At 59.0% G+C, this 16,825-nt stretch carries 21 protein-coding genes; 12 read left to right on the forward strand and 9 right to left on the reverse strand.

Annotation, left to right across the window (positions count from 1 at the left end; all coding sequences use genetic code 11):
• Positions 1-43: 43 nt before the first annotated feature.
• From EV130_RS17020 to EV130_RS17035, 4 genes are all read left to right on the forward strand, one after another.
• Positions 44-1,180: an ABC transporter substrate-binding protein gene (locus EV130_RS17020; RefSeq protein WP_074065635.1), complete on the forward strand. Its 1,137-nt coding sequence runs from the start codon at positions 44-46 to the stop codon at positions 1,178-1,180.
• Positions 1,180-2,247: a FecCD family ABC transporter permease gene (locus EV130_RS17025; RefSeq protein WP_132660900.1), complete on the forward strand. Its 1,068-nt coding sequence runs from the start codon at positions 1,180-1,182 to the stop codon at positions 2,245-2,247. The genes EV130_RS17020 and EV130_RS17025 overlap by 1 nt, the downstream gene beginning before the upstream one ends.
• Positions 2,241-2,993: an ABC transporter ATP-binding protein gene (locus EV130_RS17030; protein WP_074064394.1), complete on the forward strand. Its 753-nt coding sequence runs from the start codon at positions 2,241-2,243 to the stop codon at positions 2,991-2,993. Before EV130_RS17025 ends, EV130_RS17030 begins: the two co-directional genes overlap by 7 nt.
• Before the next feature lie 173 nt (positions 2,994-3,166).
• Positions 3,167-3,334, forward strand: a complete 168-nt coding sequence (locus tag EV130_RS17035) for a Thivi_2564 family membrane protein (RefSeq protein WP_022716243.1) — start codon at positions 3,167-3,169, stop codon at positions 3,332-3,334.
• A 102-nt stretch (positions 3,335-3,436) separates the two neighbouring features.
• On the opposite strand, the gene EV130_RS32585 is transcribed toward EV130_RS17035, so the two are convergent.
• The 3 genes from EV130_RS32585 to EV130_RS17045 all read right to left on the reverse strand — a co-directional run bounded on the left by EV130_RS32585 (position 3,437) and on the right by EV130_RS17045 (position 4,596).
• Positions 3,437-3,607, reverse strand: coding sequence for a hypothetical protein (locus EV130_RS32585; protein WP_165918538.1), 171 nt, complete (start codon positions 3,605-3,607; stop codon positions 3,437-3,439).
• A gap of 109 nt (positions 3,608-3,716) precedes the next feature.
• Entirely contained in the window at positions 3,717-3,926 is a 210-nt protein-coding gene (locus EV130_RS17040; RefSeq protein WP_074064393.1) for a cold-shock protein, read from the reverse strand.
• Between the two features lie 364 nt (positions 3,927-4,290).
• A complete protein-coding gene (locus EV130_RS17045; RefSeq protein ID WP_074064392.1) occupies positions 4,291-4,596 on the reverse strand; it encodes a DUF982 domain-containing protein in 306 nt (101 codons plus the stop codon).
• A gap of 445 nt (positions 4,597-5,041) precedes the next feature.
• Here EV130_RS17045 and EV130_RS34245 point away from each other — a divergent pair, with 445 nt between their 5' ends.
• Together EV130_RS34245 and EV130_RS17055 are read left to right on the forward strand one after the other, a co-directional pair.
• On the forward strand, positions 5,042-5,389 hold the full coding sequence (locus tag EV130_RS34245) for a helix-turn-helix domain-containing protein (protein ID WP_074064391.1): 348 nt from the start codon (positions 5,042-5,044) through the stop codon (positions 5,387-5,389).
• Between the two features lies 1 nt (position 5,390).
• On the forward strand, positions 5,391-5,615 hold the full coding sequence (locus EV130_RS17055; protein WP_074064390.1) for a hypothetical protein: 225 nt from the start codon (positions 5,391-5,393) through the stop codon (positions 5,613-5,615).
• A gap of 36 nt (positions 5,616-5,651) precedes the next feature.
• On the opposite strand, the gene solA is transcribed toward EV130_RS17055, so the two are convergent.
• The 6 genes from solA to EV130_RS17085 form a co-directional block, all read right to left on the reverse strand.
• Positions 5,652-6,818, reverse strand: a complete 1,167-nt coding sequence (gene solA / locus EV130_RS17060; protein WP_132660902.1) for an N-methyl-L-tryptophan oxidase — start codon at positions 6,816-6,818, stop codon at positions 5,652-5,654.
• A 10-nt stretch (positions 6,819-6,828) separates the two neighbouring features.
• Entirely contained in the window at positions 6,829-8,322 is a 1,494-nt protein-coding gene (locus EV130_RS17065) for an HAL/PAL/TAL family ammonia-lyase (RefSeq protein WP_132660904.1), read from the reverse strand.
• Entirely contained in the window at positions 8,319-9,095 is a 777-nt protein-coding gene (locus EV130_RS17070) for an ABC transporter ATP-binding protein (protein WP_132660906.1), read from the reverse strand. The genes EV130_RS17065 and EV130_RS17070 overlap by 4 nt, the downstream gene beginning before the upstream one ends.
• 28 nt (positions 9,096-9,123) lie before the next feature.
• Complete coding sequence (locus EV130_RS17075) at positions 9,124-9,828, reverse strand: ABC transporter permease (protein WP_074064386.1); 705 nt, start codon at positions 9,826-9,828, stop codon at positions 9,124-9,126.
• A 9-nt stretch (positions 9,829-9,837) separates the two neighbouring features.
• On the reverse strand, positions 9,838-10,563 hold the full coding sequence (locus EV130_RS17080) for an ABC transporter permease (protein WP_074064385.1): 726 nt from the start codon (positions 10,561-10,563) through the stop codon (positions 9,838-9,840).
• Positions 10,564-10,658: 95 nt separating this feature from the next.
• Positions 10,659-11,501 carry a transporter substrate-binding domain-containing protein gene (locus tag EV130_RS17085; protein WP_074064384.1) on the reverse strand — a complete coding sequence of 281 codons (843 nt, stop codon included), beginning with the start codon at positions 11,499-11,501 and terminating at the stop codon, positions 10,659-10,661.
• A 196-nt stretch (positions 11,502-11,697) separates the two neighbouring features.
• On the opposite strand from EV130_RS17085, the gene hutC reads away from it, so the two are divergent.
• The 6 genes from hutC to EV130_RS17115 all read left to right on the forward strand — a co-directional run bounded on the left by hutC (position 11,698) and on the right by EV130_RS17115 (position 16,824).
• Positions 11,698-12,453 (forward strand): histidine utilization transcriptional repressor HutC, encoded by a 756-nt coding sequence (hutC, locus tag EV130_RS17090; RefSeq protein ID WP_132550830.1) that lies wholly within the window; start codon positions 11,698-11,700, stop codon positions 12,451-12,453.
• A gap of 320 nt (positions 12,454-12,773) precedes the next feature.
• Positions 12,774-13,166, forward strand: a complete 393-nt coding sequence (locus EV130_RS17095; protein ID WP_074065633.1) for a hypothetical protein — start codon at positions 12,774-12,776, stop codon at positions 13,164-13,166.
• Between the two features lie 92 nt (positions 13,167-13,258).
• Entirely contained in the window at positions 13,259-13,486 is a 228-nt protein-coding gene (locus EV130_RS17100) for a hypothetical protein (protein WP_074064383.1), read from the forward strand.
• Positions 13,483-14,949 carry a TolC family protein gene (locus EV130_RS17105; RefSeq protein WP_074064382.1) on the forward strand — a complete coding sequence of 489 codons (1,467 nt, stop codon included), beginning with the start codon at positions 13,483-13,485 and terminating at the stop codon, positions 14,947-14,949. Before EV130_RS17100 ends, EV130_RS17105 begins: the two co-directional genes overlap by 4 nt.
• Before the next feature lie 14 nt (positions 14,950-14,963).
• A complete protein-coding gene (locus tag EV130_RS17110; protein WP_132550832.1) occupies positions 14,964-16,310 on the forward strand; it encodes a multicopper oxidase family protein in 1,347 nt (448 codons plus the stop codon).
• 34 nt (positions 16,311-16,344) lie between these two features.
• Positions 16,345-16,824, forward strand: a complete 480-nt coding sequence (locus EV130_RS17115) for a cupredoxin domain-containing protein (RefSeq protein ID WP_074064380.1) — start codon at positions 16,345-16,347, stop codon at positions 16,822-16,824.
• Position 16,825 lies beyond the last annotated feature (1 nt).

A 16,825-nucleotide genomic window follows, 5' to 3' on the forward strand; every position in this document is an offset into this window, starting at 1 on the left:
GCTGTCACCGGCGCGCGACCTTTGCGTCGAGAAGGAGCCTCTCATGCGGTTTTCTGCCATCCGACACATCGCCGCCATTCTGATTGGCCTGGTTGCGACGACCGCGACGGCTGCCGAGATCACGGATGCTGCGGGCCGCACGCTCAAGATCGACCTGCCAGCAAAACGCGTCATCGTTGGCGAGGCACGGCAGATCCACGTCATCGCCGCCCTTAAGGGTGATAAGACTTTCGATCAGATTGTTGGCTGGCGCGATGATCTGATCAAGAAGGACCCAGACAGCTACACAGCCTATGTCGAGGCTTTTCCGCAGATTGCCGACCTGCCACGTTTCGGTTATCTGCCCCAAGGTGAATTCAGCCTCGAAGCGGCAGTTGCGCTCTCGCCCGATGTCATCACCCTCAATCTGGAGGCGCAAAAGTCCGCGACGGAAAGCGGCTTTGAGGAAAAGGCCGCCGCCGCCGGTGTGAAGATCGTCTATCTCGATTTTCGCCTCGATCCGGTTCGCAACACCGAGCCATCGATCGAACTGCTCGGCCGCCTTTTCGGCGCCGAAGAGCGGGCCAAGGAATTTATTACTTATCGGCGCGCGCAGATCGCCCGCGTGACCGACAGGCTCGCAACGATCAAGGACCTGAAACGCCCGAACGTCTTTATCGAGCGGGCGCCCGGTATTTCGGGGGAAAACAACTGTTGCCGCACCTTCGGACCGGTCAATTTCGGCGCTATGGTGGAAGAAGCCGGTGGCCATAATATCGCATCAGATGTCATTGCCACGACATTCGGCGATCTCAACCCCGAACAGCTTGTCGTGTCCGACCCCGAACATGTGATTGTCACCGGCTCGAACTGGGCAGCCGAATCCGACATCAACCAGTTCGTGCCCGTCGGCCGCGATGCGGATATGTCGCTTGCCCGCGACAGGCTCGCAAAACTGATGACGCGCACACCCTTTCCGGCCCTAAAGGCTGTGAGGAGTGGACGAGTTCACGCCGCGTGGCATCAGTTTTATGGCGCGCCATATGAGTTCTACCCGATCCAGCAATTTGCCAGATGGCTTCACCCCGAGCTCTTTGCTGATCTCGATCCCGATCAGACATTCAAGGAATTCCATGAGAGGTTTCTTCCCGTGACCTTCAAGCCTGGCTATTTCGTATCGCTGGAACAGGGATCAAACTGATGGCTGAGGCAACCCAGCTCCTCGTTACGCCGGCGGGACGCGAGCGATATCGTGCTCTAGCAACGCGCAGGATCCTGATCCTAACCGGGCTGGTTGGCGCGCTGTGCCTGAATGTCGCAGCAGACATGGCACTTGGGCCGGCCCGCTACAGCCTGACGGAGGTTATCTCGGCGATCTTCGGTCCCGGTGAAGTTGCAAACCAGCTGAGGGTCGTGATCTGGGATATTCGCATGCCCATTGCGCTGATGGCGATCACGGTCGGCGCATCGCTTTCGGTCGCCGGGGCCCAGATGCAGACGATCCTTTCCAATCCGTTGGCGAGCCCTTTTACGCTTGGCATTTCGGCGGCCGCCAGCTTCGGCGCAGCACTCGCACTCGTTGGCGGCGTCTCCCTGTTTCCCGGCGCCATCGAATACGTGGTGCCGCTGAACGCCTTTATCATGGCGATGGTCGCAGCACTCTTCATCCACTTCGCCTCCACGATGCGCGGTGTCAGCGTCGAAACAATCGTGCTGCTCGGCATTGCCCTGGTCTTCACGTTCAACGCAGCCCTCTCCCTCCTCGAATATCTGGCTTCCGAACAGGCGCTCGCGGCAGTCGTCTTTTGGACCATGGGCAGCCTGACGAAAGCCACCTGGGCCAAGGTCTATTTCACCGGGGCGGTGCTTCTCGTCACCGTGCCGCTGTTCATGAAGGACGCCTGGGCGCTGACTGCTCTTCGCCTCGGTGACGACAAGGCTGCCAGCATGGGTGTCAATGTCCGCCGCCTGCGACTGCAGACGATGATGATCGTCAGCCTGCTTGCTGCAATCCCCGTCTCCTTCGTCGGCACCATCGGCTTCGTCGGGCTTGTCGGACCGCATATCGCCCGTATGCTGGTCGGAGAGGACCAACGCTTCTTCCTGCCAGGAGCCGTCATCTGCGGGGCGCTTCTGTTGTCGACGACATCCGTCGTCAGCAAGATGCTCATTCCTGGCGCCATCCTTCCAATAGGCGTGATCACGGCGCTCGTCGGCGTTCCTTTCTTCTTCGTTCTTATATTCAGCAACCGGAGACGCGCATGGTAGGTCTTGCGCTTCAGGACGTGGGGGCCGCTTACGGCCGCAGGACGGTGCTTTCCAGTGTCAGCACGGACATGCTCCGGAGCGGCAGTGTAACGGCGGTGATCGGCCCCAACGCGGCAGGCAAATCGACGTTGTTCAAACGCATCGCCTCGTTGATCTCCGGGCCGGGGCTCGTTGAACTCTCCGGCACGGCGCGAGGACCGAGAACGATCTGCTACATGCCGCAAGATACCGGCGCCAACGCCGTTCTGACGGTCTACGAATCGATCCTGCTGTCTGCCAAACAGGGCAGCGGCTGGCGCGTTCACGACGATGAGCTCGCCGAAATCGACGCCATCTTGAAGGCACTGCGGATCGAGGATCTCGCATTTCGAGAGCTCGGGGAGCTTTCTGGCGGGCAGCGGCAGCTGGTATCGCTGGCACAGGCGCTCGTGCGCCGACCCGAGGTCCTCCTCATGGACGAGCCGACTTCCGCGCTCGACCTGCATCGCCAGGTGGATGTCCTGACCTTCATTTCCGACCTGGCAGCGCGCAAGGGCATGATCGTTCTGGTTGCGCTCCATGATCTCAACCACGCCCTTCGCTACTGTCAAAATACGATTGTCATTGCCGACGGTTCCATGGCGATCAGCGGCGATACATCGGCCGTCATCACCCCCGAAATGCTCCGCGACATCTATAAAGTCGCAGCCCGTATCGAGACCTGCTCGCAGGGACGCGCGCTGGTTATCGTTGATAACGCCATCTAGGCGAGGAAGCTGCACAGATGCGGCAACAGAAGGAAAGACGAGTGCCGGGACCTCACTGCCCCGGCGATACCAGCAGTGAATCGAACTGAAAATTCCCGCTCTTTCCTTTGTCCTGCCATCCGTTAGTTAAACGCCTGTTGTCCAAAGGCTTTCATCTGCAGGAGTGAGGATAAATGGGTGCGTCAGTGATAATCGGAATTTTGATCACGTTTCTCGTGATCATTCTCGTCTTATACTTGGTTCAGCGACTGCCGATCGATGCCCGCATGCGACAGATCGTGCAGATCATCGTGATAATCATCGGTATTGTTTCGCTCCTGAAGTATCTGGCCGTTTGGTAATTACAGGCGGCCTGCGACTGGCCGGCAACGTCAGCTCTTTGTGGCGAAGACAATGCCCGCTGCACTGGGGCAACGGGCACTCTTGCTCCGGTCGACGCCGACTTATCGTCCGTTGGTGTTCCGGCGAACCTTGTCGGTTTTTGCCTTCACTGATGACGTCTTAGCGTCATAGGCCTGTCCGAAATTGGTCCCACCCAGATGCCCGCCGGCGCTCGTATTGGCGACCTGCCGCTTGGCGCGCTGAAGAAGTTGATCTGCATTGGTTTTCTTCATCTCGTAGCTCCAAAATTGAAAATCGAAAAAGGCCGGGCGAACCCGACCTCAATAGTTGATAAAGGACCGGTCCAGGAAATCCGGGTCAGTGGCCGATCAGGTTGGATGGTTACGCAGCGAAAAGGTTCTCGGCGGCGTTCTTTCCGCTTTTGTTGTCGCGCACGATATCAAAGGTAACCTTCTGGCCTTCCCTCAGATCGGACATGCCGGAGCGCTCAACCGCAGAAATGTGAACAAAGACATCCGTTGATCCATCGCTTGGCTGAATGAAGCCGAAGCCTTTGGCCGCATTGAAAAATTTAACAGTTCCGCTGTTCATGACGATATCCTTTCAATCGCACAGGATGAGTCGCTCGGCCATTGCCGACGACGGATGATCGATTTTGAGAGGAAAGACCGCCTTGAGCGCGAAGTGGCGCCAAAACAAAGCTTAACAGGCAAGCTCGATGCCCGACTTTTAAGCGACAACTGTGTCTAGATAAAGGCTGGATCGCACTACCTAAGCTGGCATGCGCGCTCAAAGAAGAGGCCATCCCAGCAGCCGACCTAATCTCGTATTCCCAACCTGATCTCGCACCAAGGAAGACACATGCGGTGTTACACAAAAACCTTTGCGACAGCGCCGAAAGCGCCTCGACCATTCAAAACCAATGCTGCCGTCGCTTTGTGCCGACGGCCGTCCATTATGTGCCCATTGCAAGGTTCGGCGATGATGCTTGTGTAAGAGCGGCGACGGTGCCTGCCATTGCCGGGACGCCGGCCTCCAGGCAGGCTGCGATAAATGCTTCGCGTGCCACCTCTGCGGGGACGACCCGGCTCAATGCTCCCCGGCACTGGTTGACGGCTCGATGGTAGCGCTCACCTCGCCGCTCGGGCCACTCGTTCTCAAGAAAACCAAGGGTCTCAAAGGCTGACGTCAATGTCCGCTGAAATCCGCACTCCAAGCGGACGGTTATCGGAACCCGCCAAGGCACCTCACTCACAAGCATGATGTTTTCTCCTCTCTCGATGCCGCTACGCCACCCGGGAAAATATTGGTTTTAATCGGTTTTCGTTCAAGAGGTAATGGCCTAGACCAATCGGATGAGTTCCTGCAACGATCGTCATCAGGACGCCATCATTTTGAGAGTATCGCGCCGCGCGCAGGTCGGTGACCGCGCCGATCTGAGGCAAACTCGCAACCGCGCATCTTCCTCCTACCGGCATAGCGACGGCGACGGCCAGTTCCAACGAGCACCGCGCTTCCGGTCGGTTTTCCCGGATGACTGGCGCCTACAACTTCGTCGCCAGAACTGACGCTTCTACCAGTGAGCCCAGCGGACGAAGAGCTTGTGGATTATAGGTGTTGGGGCAGGATTTCATCCTGATTGATCAAAATCGCTCAGCTTGATAATATATCTTCATCAACAGAGGCGGCAAGCGGCTGGAACCACCATGCGTGAAATCAACCACATCACCGGCAAACAGCTGGCAGCGGCGCGTGTGTTGGCGGGTCTTGGTCAAGTCGAACTTGCAAAGCACGCCAATGTTTCTGCCCCCACCTTACGCCGCATGGAGGCAAGCGATGGACAGATCAAGGGCATGCCTAACAACGTCGTCGCCGTCGTTCGTGCCCTTGAAGCGGCCGGCATTGCCTTCCTCGACGGCGACTATTCAGGCTCCGGCGGCCCAGGGATTCGGCTTGTGGCACCTGCGCGAGGGTCGATCGACGTCGATGAGAAACAGATGATTCAGTACCGCGAAGTTTTCGAAAACGATGCACCTCCCGGCGCAGGCGGCTGATATGGAAGAACATTTCGGACATCGCCGCGACGAGCCGCTTACGTCTGAAGATCTGACCGTCTGCAATGACGTCCTTGATGATCTGTGTGCTCAGATGGAGATCACCGACAATAAAACGGTCGCACGTCTGGCCTCGATCATCATAGAACTGTATCGCCAAGGTGTGCACGAACCGGAGCAATTGACGCTTCTGGCGGGCGCGACACGTGATGACCCCGCCGCCTGATGGAGGGCTTGGGTCGTCGGTCGCCAGCAGCAGAGGTTAGTTGACGCCAGGAGATCGCGAATGGCGATGTCTTTCGAGGGCGTCGAAGGAGAAAGCGCCTATCTCCAACGCGGTGCCACCATCGAGTGCAAGGTCAGACAGAATCTCACCGACAACGCTCGTAAATTTGAATCCATGTCCGGAACAGGGCGATGCAACGACAATGTTTGGCTGCCCGGGCAGAAGGTCGAAGAGGAAATCCTCGCTCGGCAACATTGTATAGCGGCAGGAGGCCGCGCGAACACGAAGTCCGGCGGCGGCAGGCAAACGTCTGGATGCAAAGTCATCAAGCAGTGCGGTATCTCGGTCGTTGATCGGCGCATTGGGTCGGTTAGGGTCGATCGGTTCGCGGAAATGCGCGTGGCGGCCGAGCTTCATGCCGTCGACGCCGATCGCAGGGAAGCCAAAATAAGAACCTTCCCGACCTTCGTCGCGAAGGAAACATGGCATGCGTTGCGGCGCTGCGACAAAGCCGTCCTTTGGCTGATACCACGCCACGACCTGACGGATCGGTGTCGCGTGTGATTTCAGGCGCGGAACGAGTTCGGCAATCCATGATCCCGTCGCGATGACGACCTTTCTGGCGTGGTAGCAGCCATTTGCTGAGGCGATAGTCACACCCCCGTCACCCGGATCCAGAGCCATGACCTTCTCGCCAAAATGGATCATCGCTCCGCTTTCGGCCGCAAGTTTGACGTAGCCCATGATGGCTGTCTCCGGTCGCAGATACCCGCCTTGCGGATCAAAGATGGCAACCTCATCGTCATCGAGCTGAAACGCGGGAAAGCGGCGCGCCATTTCCGCTGCGTCGAGCTCTTCATGGGCAAGGCCGTGCAACCTGCACGAAGTGCGCGTGCCGCTCACGATCTTGCTGTCTGGCAAACCGATCTGCAACACGCCGGTGATGGTCAGGATATCGGTCCTTAGGCTGGTTTCGAGCGCTCGCCAGTTGCGATAGGCACGTTGAAGAAGCGGCACATAGGACGGGTCCTCGAAATAGCCGAGCCGAATGAGCCGGCTGTCGCCATGCGACGAGCTCATCGCATGTGCGGGAAAATAAGCGTCGATGCCAATCACCTTGACGCCACGGGCGGCGAGAAATGCAAGTGCTGCGCTTCCCATGGCGCCAAGGCCGATCACAGCGACGTCGAAACGAGCGATCATGGCAACCCCTTCAAATACCCGTCGGCGGCGACCGATCCCGAAGCAAAATGCGCAATGTCTCCACGTCCCCAGCAAGCGGGCGGTCGTCGGCATAGTGCTGCACATGCGCACGCACGATAACATGGATTTCTTCCGTGCCCCTCGCCCTCGGCGCTGTCGCCTCGAGAAAATCATGGGCCTGTGCTGCAGCCATCAGTTCGATCGCAAGGATGTATTCAGCATTATCGATGACGGTAAGCAGCTTGTTTGCAGCAGCTGTCGGATGCGCGAGAAAATCCTCCTGCAGACCCGATGTCAGGCCGCCATCCAACGAGGCGGGAGCAGCAAGACGGCGGTTCTCATTACTGAGCGCGGCAGCCGTATACTGGGCGATCATGAAGCCGGAATCGCTGCCGGCATCACTGGCAAGGAAAGGCGGAAGGCCGCTTACCAGCGGATTGACAAGCCGATCAATTCGCCGCTCGCTCATCGCGCCGATTTGAGCGATTGCGATTGCAAGGCTGTCGATCGCCTGCGCGAGTGCCGGAGCAACGGCATGCGCTTCGGACGAGACGATCGGATTGTCCGGCGTGCCCGAGATCGCCGGATTGTCGGTGACGGACGCGAGCTCCCGGTCGACGATCCCGGCTGACTGCTCGAATACGTCGCGCGCGCCGCCATGGGCGTGCGGTACCGCACGCAGGCTCAGCGCATCCTGCGTACGCCTTGCGAGGGCGACCGCAACAAGCCCACTGCCCGAAAGGCGATTGCGGATCGACGCGCCGACCGTCGCGATACCCCTCGAAGGACGAAGCGCAAGCACGGCTTCGTCGAATGCTGCCAGCTGGCAGCCGGCAGCTTCCAAGGTAAGAGCGGCGATTGCATCGGCCCAATCGAGAAGGCGCGCGGCACGTGCGAGAGCGATGCTCGAAAGGCCGGTCGCGCAAGCCGTGCCATTGACAAGGCTCAACCCTTCTTTGGCCTTGAGGACGAGTGGCGCAAGACCGATCGCCGTCAACGCGTCGCGCCCGTGCATCGGACGACCGGCGACGCGCGCAGATCCCTCCCCAATCAAGACGAGCGCACTGTGGGCATTGTGGGTGAGATAGCCGGCTGAGCCTTTCGACGGCACATCGGGAATGCAATCCCTCTCGAGAAAGGCAGCCAGGTTTTTGACGATTTCCGGCCGCACGCCTGAGTGGCCGTGGGCAAAATTGGCGATCTGCGCGGCAATAATGGCCCGCACCTCGCGTGGTGCCAGGAGCGAGCCGACGCCGCATGCGTGACTGAGTACGATATTGCGCGAGAGTCGGCTTTGCGAGCTACGATCAACGACCGTGTCCGACAGGGCGCCGACGCCGGTATTTATACCGTAGGCCCGCACCCCGCTATCGACGATAGACCCGACGATACGGGCAGCGTGGGCGATACGTTCCTCTGCAGCCGGCGACAGTGCAAGTGCTGCGCCTTCGCCGACCTCAGCGATGTCGCGCCAGCCAAGCCTCTCCCCGATCGTGACGGTCATTGTCCACTTCCGAAATCGCCGATGAACTGGCGGAAGGCTTTCGATGCGCCGCCGCCGAACATTGCGTCCGGAGCGCCACGGCTTTCCACAAGCCCTTGGCGCATGAAGATGACGCGATTAGAGACGTTGCGGGCAAAACTCATTTCGTGCGTGACAACGAGCATGGTCATGCCCTCTTCGGCGAGCGCACGCATGACGCGGAGTACCTCACCGACGAGTTCTGGATCAAGGGCAGAAGTCGGCTCGTCAAAGAGCATCACCTTCGGCTTCATCGCAAGCGCGCGCGCGATTGCAGCACGCTGCTGCTGGCCGCCCGAAAGATGCGCCGGATAGGCATGACGTTTATCGGCGATGCCGACCTTTTCGAGCAGCGCTTCGGCTTCGGAAATGCACTCTGCACGCGGCCGTTTGAGGACATGCACGGGGCCTTCGATCACATTCTGCAGGATGGTCATATGTGACCAGAGATTAAATTGCTGAAAGACCATGCCGAGTTCGGAGCGGATATGATCGACCTGCTTCTGGCTCGCGGGCCTGCTTCTTCCGTTCTTGTGCACCATGTGGATCTCTTCGCCATCGACCCAGATCTCGCCACTGGTCGCCGTCTCGAGAAGGTTGATGCAACGCAGGAACGTCGATTTGCCGGAGCCTGATGCGCCGAGCAGCGAAATCACATCGCCATCCTGTGCATCGAGGGAAATTCCGCGCAACACCTCGTGAGTGCCGAAGCTCTTGCGGATGTTGCGGACCGAAAGTCGGGTCTGACCGGGCATGAAGGCTCCAATCGGTTTGAGTCTGATCCTACGCCTTCAGCGCCGCCGGAGTGGCGCGGCGATGTCGGGAGAGCGAATATTCAAGCAGGGTCATGCCCTGAAGGATGATGAAGTTCAAAACAAGATAGATGAGGGCAGCACAGAGGAAGACCTCCATCGTACGATAGGTCTGCGAGATCAGACGCTGGGCGACACCTGTGACCTCCCATACCGTGACGAGGCTTGCGAGAGCCGTCGACTTCATCATCAGGACGATTTCGGTCGAATAAGCGGGCAAGGCATGCCTAAAAGCGATGGGCGCCAGGATGCGGCGCACAAGCACAAAGCCCGACATGCCGATCGAGCGGGCGGCCTCGATTTCCCTTGGAGAGATTGCCCGAATGCCGCCGCGGAAGATCTCGGCCGTGTAACCGGCAGTGCACAGCGCCAGCGACAGAACGGCACAGACGAAAGGCTCTCTCAGGAACGGCCAGAGGAAGGAATAGCGGATGAAACCAAATTGCCCGAGGCCGTAAAAGACGAGAAACATCTGGATCAGAAGCGGTGAGCCGCGAAAGACAAAGACGTAGCCCTTGGCAATCGCCGAGAGTACCGGATTGCCGCCAACGCGCATCCAGACAATCAAGAGCGCCAGAAAGAGGCCGAAGAAGATCGACGCGGAAAACAGCGCCAGCGTCATCGGCACAGCCTTCAAAAGCGTGATCATGGTCTGCGACAGAAAGGTGAAGTCCATGGTCGTTCCTCAGGCCTGGCCCATCGCAGCTGCCGGCATGCTGCGGTTTGTCCGCCGCTCGGCACCGTTGAATACCCGATCGGAAAGGCTCGTCAGGATCAGATAGAGCGCGCCACCGATGATGAAGAAGAGGAAATATTGCCGGGTAGAGCCGGCCGCGACCTGGCTGGTCCGCATCAGTTCGGCAAGACCCGTCACCGAAACCAGCGCCGAGTCCTTGAGGCTCAACTGCCAGACATTGCCGAGACCGGGAATGGCAAAGCGCAGGACCTGTGGCATGATAATGCGCCGGAAGCGCAAGCCGCGATGCATGCCGATTGCGGATGCCGCCTCAAGTTCTCCCTTGGAAATCGCAAGATAGGCGCCACGGAAGACCTCCGCCTGATATGCGCCTGAAATGATACCAACCGCCAGCGCACCGGCCGCGAAGGAAGGTAGTCCGAGAAAACCCTCGTAACCCATGGCCGTGCCGATCGCCGTCATTGCGGACGATCCGCCGAAATAGATCAGATAGATGATCAGCAGTTCGGGAACGCCGCGAAAAACGGTGGTGTAGAGACTGCCCATGGCAGACAGCAGCCAATTGCCGGACAGCTTGGCGCCGGCGACGATCGTTCCGAGCAGCGCCCCGATTGCGAGCGCCGTCGCCGTCACGGCAAGCGTCGTCGCGGCACCGAGCAGAAGCAGTGCCCCCCATCCTGTCGAGCCGAAGCCAATCAGTTCCATTGTCGCCATATCCGTTCCCCGCGCTGCCCTCCAAGGGCCGTCAGAATAACATGCGGTCCCCGTCGAGTAAGCGGGGACCGGAAGTTTTCGGCCGGAACCGGCGCTTACTTCTGCGGGCTGACGTCGACCTTGAACCACTTCATCGAGAGGTTTTTGACGGTGCCGTCAGCAAGGGCAGACTTGATGGCCTCGTTGAACTTGTCGCGCAGATCCGTATCTGCCTTGCGCAGCCCAAGACCTTCGCCCTCACCCCAGATGGAACCGGCTATTTCGGGACCGGTAAAGGCAAGCGCACCATTTGCGGCTTGAAAGGCGTTGTTGAAATAGACCGCATCGTCAAAGCCGAGATCGATGCGGCCGCTCTGCAAGTCAAGGTCGCGGTCTGCACCGGTCTTGTATTCACGGATCTCGGCGATGCTGCCGAAGTTGTCATAGACGAATTTGGCATAGACAGTCGCCGCCTGAATGCCGATCGTCTTGTCCTTGAAGGCTTCCTTGAGGGCTTCGATTTCCTTCACCCCGCTCTGGCCGGGAGTCATCGTGATGGTCGAGCCTGTGCCTGCGGCGTTGGCAAGCGGACTATCCTTGGCTGTCGCAAAGGCGGCGGGGGTCGCGGCGTAGGGAACCGTAAAGTCGATGATCTTCTTGCGTTCCTCGGTAATCGACAAGGCGTCCATGATGACGTCGAACTTGCCGGCGTTGAGGGCTGGAATCATTCCGTCCCAGTCTGAGGCGACGAGGCTGCACTCAATCTTGGCACGTTCGCAAAGAATCTTGGCGAGTTCCGGTTCGAAACCGCCGAGCGAGCCGTCGGCATTCGTCAGGTTCCACGGCGCGTAGGCGCCTTCGAGCGTTATGGTGGCGGTCTTCCAATCCTTGGCCGCGAGCGGGGCGGCGAAGGTCGCGAGCATGAACCCGGCAGAAAGAAAAAGCGTCTTCAATCTCATATCATCAATCTCCTCTGAAGTTGTCATTGATCTTGTGGTTTCATGAAACCGGTCTGCGCCGGCTTGCCTGTCGTCATCGACGCTAATCGAACGCTTGACCAGGAGGTTGTATAGGGTAGCATATGAGAGATTTCATGATATGCAAGAGGAAAGTCTGTTTATCGGGCAGATTCCATCGATGCAAAAGGAATGGGCAATGAAGCGTCCGGGCGAGATGAAGCGCGAGTTTTCCGAAAATGACACCGCACCGCTTTACGCCGGCGTCAAACAGGTGATTCTCGATCGCATTCACAGCGGCGAGTGGCCGCCCAAGCATCGCGTGCCTTCCGAAAACGAACTCGTCGTCGAGCTCGGCGTCAGCAAGATGACCGCCAACCGCGCCTTGCGCGAGCTTGCCAGCGAGGGTGAGCTGGTGCGCATCCAGGGCGTCGGTTCGTTTGTTGCGGAGCGCAAAGGCTATTCTGCGCTTTTTGAAGTGCGTAATATTGCTGAAGAGATTGCCGAGCGTGGAAACGAGCATGAGGCAAATGTCATTGTTCTTGCAAGAGAAATCGCCTCCCCGGAAGTGGCTGATGCGCTGGAGCTTGAAATCGGCGGCCCCGTATTCCACTCGCTCATCGTTCACAGCGAAAACGGCGTTCCGGTGCAAATCGAAGACCGCTTCGTCAACCCGTCGGCAGCGCAGAATTACCTTGAGCAAGATTTCTCCTCGGTGACACCGAATGCCTATCTCACAGCCGCAGCGCCATTGAGTGGATCCGAGCATGTCGTCGAGGCAGCAATGCCGAGGAGTTGGGAATGCAAGCTGCTGATGATTTTGAAAACGGAACCCTGTCTTGCGATCCGGCGACGGACCTGGTCGGGCAAGAAGGTTGTCTCGACTGCCAGACTTGTTTATCCGGGGCATCGCTATCGGCTGGAAGCACGCAGTGGCCGGATGTTTGATGAATAGGTATAAAGTTCCATATGGAAGCTTTGCCGCAACGGAGCTGAGCGGTTTCGGTAGAGCCGGCACGAGCATAGGCCGATCAGCGCGGTCCGATTGGATATGCAGTATCGTCGCTGCGCCGAGAGCCGCGGCAAATAGAGCCGGGCAGCATTCGAGATCGGGCACAGTCAGGGAAGAACAGCTCCTTGACCTTACCAGCATTGGAACCTCTAGCCTGTGCATAAGGTAATGTTCGCGCCACATAAACGACGCGAACATCAACAACATATGGGACCAGATTGAAATCGGGCTGCTTTGCATGTAGCTCGTTGGGAATGGGCAAGATGTACCGAATCATAGTGAGCAGGCTGCTCGTGATGATGCGGCTGGTGATCATCGTATCGCTGGCGGGGTATTCGCTGTCGAACGCTAATGCAGCGATGCATGGCTCTCCCTTCCCAGATCCTGGAGCCGCTCCGTTTGACGCGATGCTGTCGCACGGCGCGCATGACAGGGTCGACGTCGCCCAACATGACCACTCGCATGGCGATGTCTCCGATGATGACGGATCAAAGCTCGTCAAACAGGACTGCTGTGACGATTTTTGCGGCGGCATCGGTATTATTTCTGATGGCCAGGACGTCGGTGGGCCCGTCGTGACTTCGATCCGGCAGTTCGTCGACGACCGGACGACGCTTGGTGAACTGCCAACGCTCGACCGTCCTCCGAACATCTGAATAGAGACGCGCCCGCTTGATCGGGTCCAGCCGGACATCTGCCTTTGTGTGGCGGGTGCCCTTTAGGCTATCTCATACTCGGAAATTTCATAATGAAAACCTCGCTTCTCGTGGTGGGGCTGCCGCTTGTTATCGGCGGCTGCGCATCCACACTTCCTCCCGACGTAACGGCGTCGTCGGCCGCAGTCGAACAGCCCTCCCCGCGCCCGGTCGCATACCGGTCGCCGATCTCGGGCTATGTCGACAGGCAGCCCGTCGACCCCAGGCCCTGGCGGCAACAGAACCAGTCGCAGTCTCCCGCCGAAGGAGACCCGTCATGACCCCGACGAAACTGCTCGCAGCCATCTCAGTTATTCCATTCGTCCTAGCAGGCTGTGTCAGCAGCGCGGAATATGCCAGGAATGAAGCCGGTTTCACCACTGTCTCCAGTAAGACTGCTGCCATCGCCTCTAAGCGAACCGTCTGGGTGCAAAATCAACAACAGGCGCGAGCAGCATCTGCTCAGGTCAGAGCGCTCCTGGCTCGCAAGAAGTCACTCGACGTCGAGACCGCCGTACAGATCGCCCTGCTGAACAACAAGGGCCTTCAGGCGGCGTATGCCGATCTTGGCGACAGCGCCGCTGACGCCTGGCAATCGACAATGTTCCTGAACCCGACTGTAGCCGTTGGTTTGACAGGCATCGGGACGCCCGGGTTAGAGGCCTTCAAGACAGTCGAAGGGGCAGTCGTCACCAACATCCTGGCGCTTGCCACGAAGAAGCGTGACATCGAAATCGCTGACACGCGGTTCCGGCAAGCACAGTTGAACGCTGCTGTGCGTACGCTTCAGCTTGCCGCCGACACCCGTCGCGCCTGGATCAACGCCGTTGCTGCCTGGGAGAACGTGGGCCAGTTGCAACGCGCCCAAGCCACTGCCGATGCAGCCTCCGAGCTAGCACAGAAGCTGGGCGAGACCGGGGCAATGACCAAAGGCGCTCAAGCTCGCGAGCATGTTTTTGTAGCCGAGCTTGCAGGCGAAACCGCAAAGGCGCGTCTGGCGGCCCGGCTGACAAAGGAAGAGCTTACGCGTCTTATGGGTCTTTGGGGCTCTGACCTCGACTATCAAGTCCCGAACAGCCTGCCGTCCCTGCCAAGGGCTGTCGTCAAGCGCGATACCATCGAGGCGGAGGCACTTCGCAACCGTATCGATCTGCAAGTCGCCAAACTTGAGTTGGAGGCGACCGCTCGCTCCTATGGGCTGACAGAGGCAACTCGGTATGTGACCGATCTGGAAATCCTGACGGGGCTTGAAACGGAACGCGAAATCGAGGACGGCGACAAGAAGGTCGACACGACGGGATTTGCCGAGCTGGAATTCGCGATCCCAATCTTCGACACCGGCAAGGCCCGGATGCGCAAGGCCGAGCTTGACTACATGCGTGCCGCCAACGAGTTGGCGGAAAAAGCCATCAACGTCCGTTCGGAAGCACGCTCCGCCTACGAGGCCTACCGGTCGAACTACGACATCGCCCGGCACTACCGCAACAGCGTCGTGCCGCTGCGCACCAAGGTCGAAGAGGAGTCTCTGCTGACCTACAACGGCATGATCACCAACACGTTCGAACTGCTCACCGACACACGCGACAAGATCAACTCCATCCTGCTCTCCGTCAACGCCAAACGCGACTTCTGGTTGGCCGAAGCCAACCTTGCGCCAGCGATTTATGGCGGCGGCGCGACGGCTACGTCAGCAGAGACCGAAGTTGCCTCTGCCTCCGAGAGCCGCGGTGGCGGCGGCCATTGAGAAAGGACATCGCTATGTTCAATAGAAGACAGATCATTGGAGCTAGCGCCGCTCTCCTTTCGACGGCCGCTTGGACAAAGACGTCGGCAATGGGTCTGCCCGACGCACCAACGATGGAATCGGCGGACATGCAGCCACCGCTCCATCCGACCTCGGGACCAGATTACCAGCCAGTGGTTACGCTCAATGGCTGGACCCTGCCGCACCGGATGAACAACGGTGTCAAGGAGTTCCACCTGGTCGCCGAACCGGTCGAACGCGAGATGGCTGACGGCATGACGGCCTATCTCTGGGGCTACAACGGTCAATCACCCGGTCCCACCATCGAGGCGGTCGAAGGAGATCGCGTCCGCATTTTCGTCACGAACAAATTGCCGGAACACACGACGATCCATTGGCACGGCATGCTCGTGCCGTCGGGCATGGACGGTGTCGGTGGCCTGACACAGCCGCATATCCCGGTCGGCAAGACCTATGTCTACGAGTTCGATCTCGTAAAGTCGGGAACCTTCATGTACCACCCGCACTCCGACGAGATGGTGCAGATGGCCATGGGCATGATGGGCTTCTTCGTCGTCCACCCGAAGGACCCGAAGTTCATGCCGGTCGACCGTGACTTCGTCTTCCTTCTCAATGCCTATGACATCGATCCCGGCTCCTACGTGCCCCGGATCATGGAAATGACCGACTTCAACATGTGGTGCTGGAACAGCCGCGTGTTTCCGGACATCAGTCCACTCGTCGTTTCCAAGAACGACCGGGTCCGCGTCCGCGTCGGCAACCTGACGATGACGAACCATCCGATCCACATGCATGGCTACGACTTCGAGGTGACCTGTACCGACGGTGGCTGGGTGCGGCCGGAAGCGCGGTGGCCGGAGGTAAGCATCGACATTCCGGTCGGTGCAATGCGTGCCTACGAGTTCGACGCCAAGTACCTCGGCGACTGGGCGATCCATTGCCACAAGTCGCATCACACGATGAACGCGATGGGACACGACATCCCGACCTTCATCGGTGCCGACAAGTCCAAGGTCGCCGAGAAGATCAAGAAGCTTCAGCCGGAATACATGCCCATGGGCACCAAGGGTATGGCTGATATGGGCGAAATGGAAATGCCTATCCCCGAGAACACCATTCCGATGATGACCGGCTGGGGGCCGCACGGCCCCATCGAGATGGGCGGCATGTTCTCGGTCGTCAAGGTCCGCGAGGGCATCTCGGCGGGCGACTACTCCGATCCGGGCTGGTACGAGAACCCGCCGGGGACCCAGGCTTGGGAATGGACCGGCGAACTGCCGGACGCGACCAAGGCCAAGGACGCGAAAACGCAAATCACACCGAAGCCGACAAACGGCTGAGGCTCAATCCTCCACATCAAAAAAGGATTTACCCATGAAAAACTATGTACTGGCACTGGCGCTGGTCGCGCTCGCAACCCCAGCCCTGGCCACCGGCAATCACGCTGGCGGTCACGGTGAAAAGATGCCCGTTGGCGAACCTGGCGACAAAGCCAAGGCGACGCAAACGATCCGCGTCACGATGAAGGAAACCGACGACGGGAAGATGCTGTTTACCCCCGCCGTCTTCAATGTCCGCAAGGGGCAGACAGTCAAGATCGCGATCAAGAATGCCGGCACCGTCGATCACGAATTCGTGCTCGATCAGGAAGACAAGATCCTTGAGCATAAGGCGGTCATGGAGAAGTTCCCGGAGATGGAACATGACGATCCGAATTCGATCCGGCTTCCGGCAGGTCAATCCGGCGAGATCGTCTGGAAGTTCACCACCGACGGCCAGTTCAAGTTCGCCTGCCTGATCCCTGGTCACTATGAAGCAGGCATGCACGGCGACGTCACCGTCGCCGGGAAGTAAT

The sequence above is a fragment of the Rhizobium azibense genome (assembly GCF_004342325.1).
Taxonomy (GTDB): domain Bacteria; phylum Pseudomonadota; class Alphaproteobacteria; order Rhizobiales; family Rhizobiaceae; genus Rhizobium; species Rhizobium etli_B.